This is a genomic window from Streptomyces bicolor (genome assembly GCF_000719285.1).
Lineage (GTDB): Bacteria > Actinomycetota > Actinomycetes > Streptomycetales > Streptomycetaceae > Streptomyces > Streptomyces bicolor.
In genome coordinates this window covers 1-14457 of record NZ_JOFS01000045.1, presented here as the reverse complement: position 1 = coordinate 14457, position 14457 = coordinate 1, and the positions used below count along the sequence as shown (strand labels likewise).

Sequence of the window (14457 nt, the reverse complement as noted above, 5' to 3'; positions counted from 1 at the left end):
AAGCCCGCCACAGCGAAGAAGCACAGCTGACCACCGTCACCGCAGGGGGAAGCCAAGGTGTACGAGCAAGAGATCAGCAGACGCAACCCGGGCTGCTTCCTCTTCCTTCTCGACCAGTCCTATTCGATGGGCGCCCCGATATCCGGCAGCCCTGCGCCGAAGGCCTCGGCGCTGGCCGCGATGATCAACGAACTGCTCTACGCGGTCGTACTGGAATGCACCAAGGACTTCCAGGAACTGCCGCGGCACTACTTCGACGTCGGGGTGATCGGGTACTCCGGGAACGGCGTACGGCCCCTGCTGCCCGGCACCTCGCGCCGCCGCGCCCTCGTTCCCGTCCACGCCTACGCGGGCACGGGACGTCCGGTCGAGCACTCCCGAACGCTGCGCCGCGCGGACGGCAGTGTCGAGCACGAGCAGACGACGGTCCCGGAGTGGATCCAGCCCCTCAACCTCGGCTGGACACCGATGTGCGAGGCGCTGGGAATGGCGTACAAGGTGCTGCGCGGCTGGGTGAAGGAGCACCGCTCCTCCTTCCCGCCGATCGTCCTCAACATCACGGACGGCCAGGCGACCGACGGGGACCCGCGCGGTCCGGCGCGGCGCCTCACCCGCCTCGAGACCGGCGACGGCCGCATCCTGCTGTTCAATCTGCATCTGTCGGAGGCACAGGGGACGCCCATGTCCTTCCCGGTCCTGGCGCCGACGGAGGTGCCCCAGGCCGAGCTGCTCTTCGAAATGTCGAGCGCCCTGCCGGGCTCGCTCGTCCAGGCGTCGGGGTACGGGGGCCGGATCGCGCCCGGTGCCCGGGGGTTCGTGTTCAACGGTGGTGCGACGGCCCTGATGGACTTCCTGCGCATCGGGACCAGCACCACCTCTCTGATCGGCGAGCATTGAGTGAGGACGGCCCGGTCCCGGGGCGCGCCGTGCTGCTCTGCGAGGCGCTCGTCGTGCCCAAGGGAAGGGCGGCGGAGTGCGAGGACGCCCACGCCTGGAACGCGCACCGGGCCGCGGTCTGCGACGGCGCGTCCCGAGCCTTCGCCTCGGGACGCTGGGCGGCGCTTCTGGCGCGTACCTTCCTCGTCACCGCACTCGACGGTCCGGACCCCAGCGGGGCACAGGTGCTCGACCGCTGGCTGCACGAGTCGCGCGGGCTGTGGGCGGAGCAGACCGCTCAGACCGCCGAGGTTCCCGTCTACATCCGCGGGGCCCTGGCGCGCGGTTCGGCGGCGACCTTCGTCGGAGTGGACACCCGGGACGTGAGCTCGACCCGTGCGGGAACCGGACCACTGATGGAGTACCGGGCGTTCGCCGTGGGGGACTCATGTCTGTTCCACCTGCGCGAAGGCCGGCCGACCGTGCTGTTCCCGCTGGACCGGCCCGACCGGTTCGACACCCATCCAGACCTGGTGCCGACCCGGGCGGAGGTGCTGGAGTCCCTGGCCCCGGTGCTGCGGATCACCGAGGGTGCCTGCGGCCCGGACGACGTCCTGCTGCTGATGACCGACGCGCTGGCGCAGTGGGCGCTCGAGGCGGCTGCCGAGAGCGGCAGCACGGTCTGGACGTTCCTCGAGCATGCCAGCCGGGACGAATTCGACGTCAGAGTACGGGAGTTGCGCGCCTCGCGGGCGATGAAGGAGGACGACGTCTCCCTGGTGCGCTGCCGGGCGGTCGCCACCGCCCGGGCCGCCGCCCGTACGCCCGCGCAAGCGTCATGACGCTGCGTACGCCGCGTGGGGAGGGCCGCCCGCTGCCGATCCGCGCAGTACGTCCTCCAGCGGCGGCACCGCGTCCGGCGGACCGGCGCAGAGGCCGGCCAGACGCTCGGCCAGTCGCCGCACCGCGGTGTCGGGTGAACGCGCGAGTCCCTTCCAGATCTTCGTGCGTCCGGGTGCGAGCAGGTCGTCACGGGTGAACAGCAGATGCTCCCCGTCCGGCCGGGTCTCCCACAACGAGGGGTCCGCGGCGACGGCCCGCAACGACAGCAGGATGACCAGAGCCGGGAAGGCGTCGGCACCGGGACCCCAGTGACCGATGTCCCGGTGCGGGTGCTGGTAGTTGCGGTGCCCGAACTCGCCGGGGGTCAGGTGCGCGGCGAACGGCACCCACACGGCGTCCAGGTCGACCAGGACCACCCGCAGATCGTCGCCGACGATGATGTTGCCGTGCTGCAGATCGCCGTGGCAGATCTGTGACGACGCCAACTGGCCCATGGCCACGCGCCAGTTGCCGATGAGATGGTGCAGCGCCGCATGGTCCCCGCACAGGTCCGACACCGCCTCGTCCAGCAACCTGCCCTCGATCCAGGGCATCAGCACCAGTGGCCACCACTGCCCCGACAGCCTGATGCCGTGCTCGATCCACTCGGCCTCGACCAGGGGGGTGCCGTGGTCGACGGGCTGGGCGTGCCGGTGCGCGGTCAGCGCGCGGTACCGCTCGCCGCCGGAGACCGGTTCACGGGACATGCACCGGATGGCCACGCGTTCGTCCTGCGGGGTCCGGGCCGCGAAGACGATCGCGTTGCGTCCGGTGGACGCGAGCGGCATCCCCGTGGCCCCGAACAGGATCTCGCAGCCGGTCAGCCGCGGGTCGCCGAACACCTCGGCGGGCCCGCGCACCGCCGATGCGTACTGGGGCTTGGCCGGCCATGCGGCGGGGGACGTCATTCCTGCCCCCGGTGGACGACCCGGCCCGGGAACACCTGGTCGTCGACGCGCAACCACAGCCGCAGACAGGCGAGTGTGTCGCCCGGGCGTCCGCCGACACCGAGCCGGATGTCGTCTCCGGCCCGGGTGTGAGGGCGGGCCTGGCGGTACGACCGGGGCGGCAGTACGGCCTCCACGTTCCGGCCCGCCGCGAGCAGCTGACGGCACAGATCGAGCGGGACCGCGTGCGACTCCTCCGCCAGCCGGTTCCACCAGCTGCCCGGCGCCCCCGGTGGCAGATGGGTGACCGAGCAGAGCGCCTCGTCCACGGACACCGAGGCCCGAAGGCGTTCGGTGCCGCCCTGTGGGCTGCGCTCCAGCGACTTCAGACGCTTGGCCAGCTCACCGCGGTAGGCCTGGGACACCTGAGGATCCGACAACCGGGTGGAACCGCCCGTCCACACACCGTCGAGGAGGAGGCACAGAGCCTCGTCGTGCTCGAGCAACGCGAGCACGAGTCCGGCGAGGTCGGACGGCTCGGTCACCTTCGTCCGTACGGTGCGGATACCACGCCGCCCGTCGTCGGAAGGGGGCAGCAGTATCTCGTCGGCCCATCCGCGCAGCGGCTGTTGCCATGGCTCCGGCGGCGCCGGGTCGGCCTCCGCCGCGCGGGTGCGCCAGACGCCGGCATGCCGGTCGGGCAGCCTCAGCAGCGTGAGGTGATACCAGCGGCGGACCCGGTCCGTGCCGCCCGGCCCGTCCGCCGCGGGCGGCACCGCACCGATCGCGAAGTCGTCGACCTCCGGGGAGCCGGCCAACTCCGCGGCCAGCCCAAGGATCGCCGGGGCCGCGGTGCGCGGGGGAGCGGCCGGGCGGGGTGGAACACGCGGGCCGGCCGAGCCGTTCGGGTCGTCGGCCTGCTGCGGGGCACTGGCTGTTGGGCCCACGGCCGTTGGGGATCCGGTCGCTGGGGATACGGCTTGGGTGTACCCGGCCGGTAGCGATCGTGCTTGGTGGGCCTGGGTCAGTGGGGCACCAGGCTGGTGTACCCCGGCCGGAAGGCCTCCAGCCTGGGCGAACCCGGCCGGTAGCGACCCGGCCTGGGGAACCCCGGCCGGAGGGGATCCGGCTTGGTGGGCCTCGGTCAGTGGGGAACCAGGCTGGTGGACCCCGGCCGTTGGGGATCCGGCCTGAGTGACCCCGGGCCGCGCCGGTTCGCCCTGCCAGGCCTCGGCGAGCAGGCGTTCCAGTGCGTGCAGCAGCGTCGTGCACGCGTCCGCACCCCGGTCCGCCGGCGCGGCGACGAGTGCCGCGCGCAAGGTGCCGCGCAGCCCGTCGAGCCCCGCGGCCGCCACCGAGGCGAGCAGGGAGCCCTCGGTGCGCAGCAGGTCCTCCCACGGAATCCGCCCCTCGGACCCTTGAGTCGGTCGAGCGGTCACTGCAGGCCTCCGAAGGGATCGTCCTGATCGGCCCTGCCCTTGTCCTGGACGGTCATCAGATGCCGCAGTACGCGCCCGGGTTCGTCCTCCACATGCTCCATGTCCCGTGCCTTCCAGAACGGCACGCCTCCCAAGTGCACGCGCAGCGCCCCGTGTTCGTCCAGCGAGGCGACGAAGAGCGCCCGGGACTTGGCCTCCGTCTCGGGCCGGGGCAGCCGTCCGAGGGTCATCGTGCGGACGCTGTCCCTGTCCTGGATCGTCACACCGAACTCCCACTCTCCGGAGGCGGGTGACTCGGGCAGCGGCTCCACTCCGAGCAGCCCCCGTCGGGCAGGAGTGCCCGGCGCGTCGGAGTCGTGGAACACCTCCGTGAACGCGCTGTCGGCGGCAAAGACCAGCTGCCCATTGCCCGCCTGGGCGGAACCGGCGATCGTGTAGTTCACGTAGATCGCCATCGGCACGGCTTCCGACCGCTCACCGCGTTTCAGCAGCCCGGACTTGCCCAGCCTCTTCCACACGTCGATCGACGGGCCCCGGGGGTCGACCGTGTAGTGCGGGGCTCCTTGGGAGAAGTACGCGTACACGTCGAGGTCCACGGTGATCTCGTACCGCGCCTTGATCCTGTCCGGCCAGATCCGGGCCGGGGACCCTCCGGCCGGGTCGCTCGCCCGTTGTCCGCGCGGTCCGGGACACTTGAACTGCCCCCACGTGATGTCGTCCGCGCCCTGGCGCACCCTGACGACACGGATGACTTCCTGGATGGACCCGGCCTTCGCGCTGCGCACCGCCAGGACCGGGGGCTCGCCTGCGGTGTGGACACGGTGGTGCAGCGTCGTGTTGGCACCGAACAGAGTGCGGTCCCCGACGCCTTCCAGCATTCCCAGCTCAAAGCGGCAGGGGAGTGAGAAGAACAGGTTGTCGACGTCGATCTGGACGATGGTGCGTCCGTCCTTCAGGGCGTCCACGGCCCCCTCCGAGGTGAAGGAGGTCTGCCGCACCTGCTCGGCCCAGGCGGCACCGATCGAGGTCGCCGTCTTGGCGTACTCCCGCTCCACCTCGATGTTGGCCGGGTCCCAGTCCAGTTCGCGGCCCTTTCCGAGACGCCGTATCAGCACCTCGCGCACCAGCGGCATGGCACTGGACTTGCCGGTCAGGATCACGCGGTCGAGCGGATCGCCCTCGAGCAGCCGCTCGCTGAGCAGGCCGTCGGCTAGGGCGGCGAGGGCTTCCAGATGGTCCTTGACGAGGTTCCGGAAGCCGGCGGCGTTCAGTTCGAACTCGACGCCGGTGCGCGGGCCACCGCCCCAGCCGAGACTGTCCAGCAGACCCGACAGCTCCTGCTCGCCGAAGCGGTACGGCGACGGACCGCTCGCCGACGTGGACTCGGAGCCGCCCAGATGGATCTTCGCCTGTTCCGCCAGCTTCCACAGGTGCTCGAAGGTCCAGAGCATCCTCTGGACTTCGCTGGCGGGGCCCGCCCGCCAGCAGGTCGGCACGGCTGCCTCGGCAAGCCTGCGGGCCTGGGAACGCAGTGCGGACTGCGCCGAGTGGGCATCCTGGGCCAGTCTCCCCGGCACATAGTGACCGGCTTCGTCGAGATAGACGAACTTGGCCTCCTGCAGCTCCGAACGGAACCGCTCCGGGTGCGCGGCGATCAGCCGGTCCGCCAGCTCCGACTTGAGCCAGTGGAACACCGAGAGGGTCAGCAGCTCGCCGCCCAGGCCGGTGTGGCCGCTCGACCCCTGCACGGTGGGCGTCAGCGTGTAGTGGCGGCCGAGCCGTTCCGCGTGGGGGTGCCTCAGCACCTCGACGGGGGTCGTGTCCTCCAGGGTGAGCGTCAGCAACGCCAGGTCCGAAGTCCCGCCCCCCAGATCGGAGACCATGACGTTCTGCGTCCAGGCGCGCCCGGACCCCAGCCGACGGGAGCGGGCTCGGAACGCCTCCACGCCCAGGCTCGGATCGCCGCCGAAGTCCCGCATCACGAAGAACATGACGGCGGCCACGGCCTCGTCGAAGTGCATCGACACCCGGTCGACACCGAGCCCCTCCGACACCAGCGCCTTGAGGGCGCGCCGCACGTCCGGCGTCGCGACCGTCGGGTAGGTCACGACCAAGTCGTTGAGCCGGCCCGAGCCGAGGCGGCCGGGATCCTGCCGGGAGATGTAGCGGTCGGCACGGTCGACCAGATGTCCCAGGGCGGACTGGATGAGCAGGTCCGAGGTGGGCGGCGGATTCCCGGGGAGTTGGTCCAGGACATGTTCCCTGCCTAGCGCCAGTTTGAGCCCGCGCACGGCGGCCAGGGGTCCCTGTGCGACGCCGCCCGTCGGCGTCATGGCCGAGCCGGCCAGCCGCTCGGGCTCTCCGAGGCGCACGGTGAGCGGGGCGGTGGACAGCACTTCGAGGCGGCTGGACACCTCCGCCGTACCATCGCCGAGCTCCACCGGGAACAGCCGCATCTGTTCCAGCGGCGGCACGTCGAACGCGGCGTCGTAACACCGGTGCAGACGCGTCGCGAGCTCGGCGCGCAGCAGATGGGAGCAGTCCGGGATCCGCTGCTCCAGGAGCAGACACAGCCGGAACAGCAGTGCCGTCCCGGCCTCCGCCCCGATGAGCTCGGCCGGGGACCGGGGATGGGCTGTCTCACCGTCGCTCATCCCGGCCTGGGCCAGGGCCAGCACGGACTCCCACTCGTCCCTGACGAGATCCGGGTACGGCTCGCCCAACACATGCTTCAGGACTCCCGCGCGCAGCCGTGCCACCCGGGCCGGCGAGAAGGGCTCGCGCACCTTGAACTGACCGTCGTACAACGTCACCGTGGAGTTGCAGGTGCCGTAGTCGATCGCCGCGTGCCCCAGGTACTCGTCGTCCTTGTCGCGAACGCGGCTGCGCGACCGGGCGGCCGGAGCGGCCGGCTCGGCGGTGGACAGCGGCGCCTCGGGGACGTCCACGGCCAGGGTCGGCGCCGGCCCCGCGGGCGTCCGTGGGTCGGGCGGCGCCGCGGCGGGGGCGAGGAAGGACACGGTGCCGTAGGCGCCGCTCCGGAAGGGGATGCCCCGTACCTCGCGGCCGGTCAGCGGGTCGATGTGGAAGTACTCCACGTCGACCACCAGCCGCAGCGCCGTCGTCCCGTGCGCGTCCACGAAGCCCGGATGCGGGACCGGGGCCGGCCGTATGTCGTACGTTCCCTCGATGCGGCGGCCGCGTGGATCGGCCCCCTCCCACACGTCGGCCAGGCGCGCGGCCCAGTCCCGGGCGTACGGCGGCAGCCCCTCGGCCCGGCAGGTGAAGTACTCCACCCACACCGGACCGGCGCCCGGATCCGTGGGCACCAGCCGGACCGTGGGCAGCGTGTACCGGCCCTGCGCGTCGGGGCGCAGCTCGATGGTGCCGGCCGGGTCCGTACCCAGCAGCACGGTCTCCAGCGTCATGGCGTGGCTCCCCCGTCAAGGGGCCCTCGGTCGAAGGGCCCTCCGCCAACAGGCCCTCTGCCAAAGGGCCGTCCGTCGAACGGCGCGCCGGACCCCCAGGGATTGGCGGCCTGCGAATCCCACTCGGACGGCTGCCAGGAGTACGCCGAGTCCGCCGTGAGCAGGCGCAGTTGCTCGGCGAGGCCCGTGAGGCCGCGTTCGCTCTCCTTGCCCCCGGCGACCGCGGTGACCAGCGCGCCGGTCAGCGCCGGCGCGCGCAGGTCGGTGACGAAGGCGTCGGCCTGGCTCCACAGATGGGCTGCCACCAGCCGCTGCCGACGGGCGAGTCCCGTAAGCGCCTGATGGAGCACCATCGCCGTCAGCTCTCGCCGGTGGCGTGCGATGGTGGTCTGGTGCCCGGACGAGACGTCCGCCGCGGAACCGACGAGGTTGTCCGGATGCCAGGGCAGGATGTGCCCGGTGCGCAGCGGGAAGCGCTGGCGCACCTGCTCGTCGTCCGCCTGCGGTTCCGCCGGATCCGTGTCGCGCAGCGCCTTCTCCGCCTCGTCGCGCAGCCACTGCAGGGACGCGGCGCGGGGCAGCCGGGCGGCGAGCCGCTCACCGTCGGCCGAGGAGCGCAGCAGGTCGTAGACATCGGTTGTGATCACCGTCGCCAGTTCGTGGGCGGCTGCCCCGACCCGCTGCTGATGACCTAGCAGCCAGGCCTCCACCGCGGCCAGCAGCCGTGCCGAACCGGCCGCCTCGATCTCGCGGCACGCGTCCCGGAACTCCGCGAAGAACTCGTCCGTCCGCACGGGCACCCGGTGGTCGCCCCGGAGCCGGCGCGGGTCCACATGCTCCTCATGGACCGTGTCGAGCAGCCGGTTCCAGGACGGCCAGGTGTAGACCCGCTCGGCGGTGTCCCGTTCCAGCTCCGTGAAGAGGCTCGGACCGGGAGTGTCTCCGGTCCGCCGCGCGTACAGCCGGTGGGCGTCGAGGAGTTCTACGGCCGCCCGGTCCCGTACGGCGGTCCACACGGCCGTCAGCGTGGTCAGGCGCTGCTTCACCGCCGTCTCGGAGCGGTGGTCCACCCGGCTGCGTCCGCCCGACGCCTCCAGGACCGTGTACAGCTCGCGCAGCGCTTGGACGACCTCCTTGCGGCGTTCGGCGAACTGGTCCAGGCAGAGCGCGGCACCGTGACGGGTCACATGGTCGCCCAGCCGTTGGCGCAGCCGCGCGAGACCCCCGTCGTCCGCGAAGTCCGTGAGCATCCGGTCCAGGCCGCCGCTCAGGGCGTCGGTGCTGAGCCGCCGGCCGATCTCGCCCCAGACCGCGGCACGCCCGTCGGCCTTCTGCATCTGGGCGTCGAGATCGCACTTGTCGCGGAACTCCTTGCTCACCCGCTCGTGCCGGCCGCCGGTACTCAGCGCCCGCATGGCCGAGGTGAGCAGCACACGGTCGGCCGACCCCATGGCCGCCGGGGCCGGATGCTGTGGGGTCACCAGCCGATCGGCGCTGGCGAGCAGGTCCCGCAGGACCGGGATGCCGCGCAGCAGCAGTTCCCTGGTGAGCGGCTGGGTGCCGCGCAGGTAGGGCTCGAGCACCGGGTCGGCGACGCGAAGGTCGTGGAACCGGCTGATCAGCGCGATGACGGCGTCCTCCATGGAGTCCGCCCGCTGCGCCGCGCGCCACATCCGGAAGATGCGCTGCGGTGTGTCCTTGGCACCGCCGCCGGCGTTGAGCAGCATCAACAGGGTGTGCACCGAGTGCAGTTCCGCACCGCACACGTACTGGTCCCGTACGGCGCTGAAGTCGCTGTTGAGCCCGGGGAAGTCGAGAAAGCGAAGCTCCGCGCCGGGAAAGTCACCGAGGTCCCAGACGGACGGTGCCACCCGCACTTCCCGGACGACCCTGCGGATCAGAGGGAGCGTCGCGCGCAGCAGTCCCGCGGAGAGCGGCGCTCCGAGGCTGGAGCGGGCGGATGCGCCGGACCACGGGCGGGTGCGGGGATCAGAGCCGCGCTCGGCGTCCGCTCCCGGCAGGACGACGGCGGCGCGCGCGAGTTCGTCGTCGAGTTCCGCGGTGTGCCCGAGCAGCGGAAAGCCGGACTCGTGCATCCGTGTCAACGCCTGGTCCAGCGAGCCGAGTTCCTGGAGCACTCCAGCGAGCGACTGGGCCGGCGTGCCGGTCAGATACGTGTCCCGGAAGTGAAGCAGCTCGCCGCAGTCGGGCTCCCGGATCGGCAACTGCCGTAACTGGTCGACGACTTGTGCCGACAGGCTGCCCTGGGCCTGGTTCGCCAGCTCGTCCCTGAGGTGGCGCAGATAGTCGAGCGCCTGCGCCTGGCTGAAGTACTCGACGCGGACGGCCGACTCGAACGACTCGCGCGCCCGGTCGGGCCCCGCCTTGGCATGGATCAGGGTGACGTTCCCGGTCACCGCCTCCTCACCCACCGGAAGGAGTTCGGGCAACCCCAACAGCAAGCCGAGCAGCAGGGACTTGCCGGCGCTCATCTCCCCGACCAGACCGATGCTGAACGGCGCCTGCGCGCTCTCCTCCGCCCTGCGCAGCGCTTCGAGCGCCCGGCGATGCGCCTCGCGGACGGCCGGATCGGATCCGACGCCGCCCGGCTGATGCCGTGTCAGCAGCGCGGACAGTTCCGACGCATCCGACGCACAGCGTGCCAACTCCCCCAAAGACACAGCTCACCTCCCGGCCCGCACCGGCCGTCGACACGGCCGGTGAACGTTCCGCCCCCGAGCGGAAGCGGCACCACCGTAGAGGTGCGGAATACCCGAAGAAAGGCAAATAGAAAAACAATCTTGGATGGTGGAGTACTAAATAATTAGTCATGATTTATTGGGCGTTGACGGTGGACGGGATCCGCCCGCTGTGCACGATGGCTCCATGGGATCGCCCGACGCCCCCGGTCAGGGGGAACCGCCGGACCGTGAGCCGCCCTACCGGCCCTGGCCCGGCGAGCAACTGCCGTACACACCCTCCGCCGTCGCGCCGGCTGGCGACTTCTCGGAGCCCGCCCCACCTCCCCGGCGCAGACGTCCGTGGCTACGGGCCGCGGCCGTACTGGTCGCCGTGGTGGGCATCTCGACGGGCGCTGTGCTGTTCACGCAGGGTGGTGGCACCGAGTCCACCAACAGCGTTAACGAGGACTACACCTACGAGCCGCCCGAGCCGCCCGAGCCGTCCGAACCCGAGCCCGAGCCGTCCGAACCCGAGCCCGAGCCGGAGCCCGAATCCGATCAGACCTACATCGACGAACTCACCGTCGGGGACTGCGTCGACGAGACGGAGAGCTTCACCCACGTCCTGATCGTGCCGTGTGACGGTCCCCACGACATGCAGACCCTGGCCAACACGGAACTCGAGGACGGCTTCGGATACCCGGGTGACGACGTGATCGAGGAGGAAGCCTCCGCGCTGTGCAACGAGGCCTACTGGGATGCCGCGGAGAACTGGCCGTCCGAGGTGGAGGAGGGCCTCGACTGGAGCAAGGCGGTACCGATCGAGGAGACCTGGGAGGTGGGGGACCGTACGGTCGTGTGCTTCGTGGAGTCCTACTACGGCGAGGCGTTGGAGGAGGACTTGCTCAGCGACTTCTTCTTCGGCTGACGGACGGTGCGGTCGAAGCCGCGGCACGCGAACGGAACCGGACCGGAACCGTCGCCAGGAGCACGCCGATGACGATGCCCGAGTCTCCCGCTCCCGGAGGCCTCTGCCGTCGGTCGAGTGCGCCCACACCGGTGAGGACGCCGATCACCCGTCCGGTACGGGCGGCGATGAGGGCCGAACCGGACGAGCCCGCCGGCGGCGCCGGGCCGAGCATGGTGACCAGTCCGGGCGCCTGGCTCTCCTGGGCGGTGAGATCCGTGGCCGCCTGGACGGTTGCCACGGCGCTGCCCAGCAGCCATCCCACCACGGTGATCCGCTCACCCGGCTCGGGCGGGGACCATTGCGGTCTCGCCGTCCACGGCCAGTCGGTGTCCGAACCGAACACTGCCAGGTCCTGTCCGGCTTCGCGGTGCAACGGGCGCAGCCGGAGGGCGGCACCGTCGGGCAGAACGACCTGGTAGCCGCCCCCTTCGTGCAGCACATGCGCGGGAGCCACCCACACTCCCGCAGCGATCTGCAGGGCGTTCGCGACCGGGCGGAAGGCGCTCCCCTCGACACCCGTGTGCAGAGGATGGACGGCGCGCGCGACGCCCCGGGCGCGCGCCGGCGCGAGCACGTCGGATCGGATCACGTTGACGCCGGACAGCAGCGCCACTGCCGCAGCGGCCGGTGAGACCCAGCTGTCCAGCCCCAGCAGGGGCGCCAACCCCGCGAACACACCGGCGCAGACCAGGACGAGGGGCCCGGCACCGGCCCTGAGATCAGCGGCCACCTGCCTCACCGTGAACCGTCGCATGAGCCCCCTCCTGTGGATTCAGTTTGGCAAGCCCGACTTGCGTCACGGCCAGGGACCTCGCCACATAGGCGTTCGGTCGCTTCGCCGGCCCGCTGTACTCGTCACGTCTGTTGCGTCCCTACAAGTACTCGGCTGAACTCCAATCCGATAGTGACAGGAGGCCGAACGCCCACGCTGGATCAGCGTGTTGTGGTCGTGGCTGAGGGAGGAACGGGGATCGGTGCGGCAACCACACGGCTGCTTCGGGCGGCCGGGCACGACGTTGTGCCCGGCCGCTGTCTGTGGACTACGGGCCTCAGGGTTTGCGGGCCAACACCGTGTGTCCCAGTTGGGTGCGCATATTTTGATTTCCGCATCACCCCGCGCGACAACGACGGTTGATCCTTGTCGCTGGATCGCAAGGGTCTCGCGCCGGACCGCCGCGGTCCACGGTTGGGCTTGAGGTCCGTGGCGATGCAGAAAAACGGGTCGTGGGCCGCGGCGCCGACGGCCGGCCGACACGACCTGTCGAGCGACAGCTTCCTCGGAGAGCCTGCTCTACGTGCCAGATGAGGCATACAGACCCTTCACCGGTGAGGAGTGGCACCGCAGCACCCGCTACTCATACGAGTCCTACTCGAACACTGCGGGATGGGCCGACACATAGCCCCAGCAGCGCCACTCAAACCAAGGGATTTCCCAGGGACTGTTCAACACTCGATGATGTTGACCGCCAGCCCGCCCCGAGCCGTCTCCTTGTACTTCACGGACATGTCGGCGCCGGTGTCCTTCATCGTCTTGATGACCTTGTCCAGGGACACCATGTGCGAGCCGTCCCCGCGCATCGCCATCCGCGCCGCCGTGACCGCCTTGACCGCGGCCATGCCGTTGCGCTCGATGCAGGGGATCTGGACGAGGCCGCCGACCGGGTCGCAGGTGAGCCCGAGGTTGTGCTCCATGCCGATCTCCGCCGCGTTCTCGACCTGCTCGGGAGATCCGCCGAGCACCTCCGCCAGCGCGCCCGCCGCCATCGAGCAGGCCGAGCCGACCTCGCCCTGGCAGCCGACCTCGGCGCCGGAGATGGAGGCGTTCTCCTTGAAGAGCATGCCGATGGCGCCGGCGGCCAGCAGGAAGCGGACCACCCCGTCCTCGTCCGCGCCCGGCACGAAGTCGATGTAGTAGTGGAGCACGGCGGGGATGATGCCCGCGGCTCCGTTGGTCGGCGCCGTGACGACCCGTCCGCCGGCCGCGTTCTCCTCGTTCACGGCCATCGCGTAGAGCGTGATCCACTCCATCGCGTGTGCCAACGGATCGCCCTCGGCCCGGAGTTGGCGGGCGGACATCGCGGCACGGCGGCGGACCTTCAGGCCGCCGGGGAGGATGCCCTCCCGCGACATGCCCCGCGACACGCACTCCCGCATCACCCGCCATATTTCGAGCAGGCCCGCGCGGATCTCCTCCTCCGTGCGCCACGCCCGCTCGTTCTCCAGCATCAGCGACGAGATCGACAGGCCCGTCTCCTTCGTCAGACGCAGCAGCTCGTCGCCCGTGCGGAAGGGGTACTTCAGCACCGTGTCGTCCAGCTTGATCCGGTCCGCGCCGACCGCCTCCTCGTCGACGACGAATCCGCCGCCCACCGAGTAGTACGTCTTCGACAGCAGCTCCGCCCCGGAGGCGTCGTACGCCCACAGCGTCATGCCGTTCGCGTGGTACGGGAGCGCCTTACGACGGTGCAGGACCATGTCGTCGTCGAAGGAGAACGCGATCTCGTGCTCGCCGAGCAGCCGGAGCCGGCCCGACGACTTGATCGCCTCGACCCGCTCGTCCGCCGTCTCCACGTCCACCGTCCGCGGCGAGGAGCCCTCCAGGCCCAGCAGCACCGCCTTCGGGGTGCCATGGCCATGGCCGGTCGCGCCGAGCGAGCCGTACAGCTCGGACCGGACCGACGCGACGGAGGACAGCAGGTCCTCGGTGCGCAGCCGACGGGCGAACATACGAGCCGCTCGCATCGGGCCGACCGTGTGGGAGCTCGACGGGCCGATGCCGATCGAGAACAGGTCGAAGACCGAGATGGCCACGGGGACTCCTCAATACGGGGTGGTGCAGAAGGTTCTGCGGGGTGCCCCGCTCGCTCACTGACCAGTGTGCGGGACACCCCACAAAAAGGAACTACTTGTCCGGGGTACAGCGGGTGCTTGTCGGCCAGGGCCTTGACCCGGGCCTTCAGGGCCTCCGCGCGCAGGCCCGACGTCACCATCGGCGGGCGCGGGTCGTTGGGGACGGCGTTGCGGTTGACGGTGATGCCGACCTCGTGGAGGCGGTCCTCGGCCTGCTGCCCGTCCAGCTCGGACTCGCGCAGGTCGACCAGGATCAGATGCACATCGGTGCCCCCCGAGAGCACGTTCACCCCGGCCGCACGGGCATCGGCGGCCGTCAGCCGCTCGGCGAGGATCTTCGCGCCCTCGACCGTACGGCGCTGGCGCTCCTTGAACTCCTCCGAGGCGGCGACCTTGAAGGAGACCGCCTTGGCCGCGATCACATGCTCCAGCGGCCCGCCCTGG

General features: G+C 71.0%; 9 protein-coding genes and 1 pseudogene. 3 read left to right on the top strand and 7 right to left on the bottom strand.

The features are described from left to right. Positions 1-57: 57 nt before the first annotated feature. Both IF78_RS0138135 and IF78_RS0138130 read left to right on the top strand, forming a co-directional pair. A complete protein-coding gene (locus IF78_RS0138135) occupies positions 58-897 on the top strand; it encodes a vWA domain-containing protein (RefSeq protein WP_031487123.1) in 840 nt (279 codons plus the stop codon). Then, a complete protein-coding gene (locus IF78_RS0138130; protein ID WP_158751623.1) occupies positions 894-1718 on the top strand; it encodes a hypothetical protein in 825 nt (274 codons plus the stop codon). The genes IF78_RS0138135 and IF78_RS0138130 overlap by 4 nt, the downstream gene beginning before the upstream one ends. Here the strand turns inward: IF78_RS0138130 and IF78_RS44320 are convergent. From IF78_RS44320 to IF78_RS0138110, 4 genes are read right to left on the bottom strand one after another with little or no spacing between them, the layout of a single operon-like run. Beyond that, entirely contained in the window at positions 1713-2666 is a 954-nt protein-coding gene (locus tag IF78_RS44320; protein ID WP_031487121.1) for a protein kinase family protein, read from the bottom strand. The genes IF78_RS0138130 and IF78_RS44320 overlap by 6 nt on opposite strands. Further along, positions 2663-4084: a hypothetical protein gene (locus tag IF78_RS0138120; RefSeq protein ID WP_158751621.1), complete on the bottom strand. Its 1422-nt coding sequence runs from the start codon at positions 4082-4084 to the stop codon at positions 2663-2665. Before IF78_RS0138120 ends, IF78_RS44320 begins: the two co-directional genes overlap by 4 nt. Then, the gene (locus IF78_RS0138115) at positions 4081-7512 is read right to left on the bottom strand and encodes an acetate and sugar kinases/Hsc70/actin family protein (protein WP_031487119.1); all 3432 of its coding nucleotides are present in this window, start codon (positions 7510-7512) and stop codon (positions 4081-4083) included. The genes IF78_RS0138120 and IF78_RS0138115 overlap by 4 nt, the downstream gene beginning before the upstream one ends. Further along, positions 7509-10187, bottom strand: a complete 2679-nt coding sequence (locus IF78_RS0138110) for a dynamin family protein (RefSeq protein ID WP_158751619.1) — start codon at positions 10185-10187, stop codon at positions 7509-7511. Before IF78_RS0138110 ends, IF78_RS0138115 begins: the two co-directional genes overlap by 4 nt. 211 nt (positions 10188-10398) lie before the next feature. On the opposite strand from IF78_RS0138110, the gene IF78_RS0138105 reads away from it, so the two are divergent. After that, a complete protein-coding gene (locus IF78_RS0138105; protein ID WP_031487117.1) occupies positions 10399-11121 on the top strand; it encodes a septum formation family protein in 723 nt (240 codons plus the stop codon). Here the strand turns inward: IF78_RS0138105 and IF78_RS0138100 are convergent. From IF78_RS0138100 to IF78_RS46975, 3 genes and pseudogenes are all read right to left on the bottom strand, one after another. Then, positions 11099-11917, bottom strand: coding sequence for a S1 family serine peptidase (locus tag IF78_RS0138100; RefSeq protein WP_031487116.1), 819 nt, complete (start codon positions 11915-11917; stop codon positions 11099-11101). The two genes, IF78_RS0138105 and IF78_RS0138100, sit on opposite strands and share 23 nt — an antisense overlap. A 689-nt stretch (positions 11918-12606) precedes the next feature. Then, complete coding sequence (locus IF78_RS0138095) at positions 12607-13974, bottom strand: L-serine ammonia-lyase (protein WP_031487115.1); 1368 nt, start codon at positions 13972-13974, stop codon at positions 12607-12609. A gap of 98 nt (positions 13975-14072) precedes the next feature. After that, positions 14073-14457, bottom strand: a pseudogene (locus IF78_RS46975) (serine hydroxymethyltransferase); the annotation flags it as partial.

Excerpts from the sequence above, each read along its gene's own strand:
- IF78_RS44320 (WP_031487121.1), bottom strand. The coding sequence starts at position 2,666 with ATGACGTCCCCCGCCGCATGGCCGGCCAAGCCCCAGTACGCATCGGCG.
- IF78_RS0138115 (WP_031487119.1), bottom strand. The coding sequence starts at position 7,512 with ATGACGCTGGAGACCGTGCTGCTGGGTACGGACCCGGCCGGCACCATC.
- IF78_RS0138105 (WP_031487117.1), top strand. The coding sequence starts at position 10,399 with ATGGGATCGCCCGACGCCCCCGGTCAGGGGGAACCGCCGGACCGTGAG.
- IF78_RS0138100 (WP_031487116.1), bottom strand. The coding sequence starts at position 11,917 with ATGCGACGGTTCACGGTGAGGCAGGTGGCCGCTGATCTCAGGGCCGGT.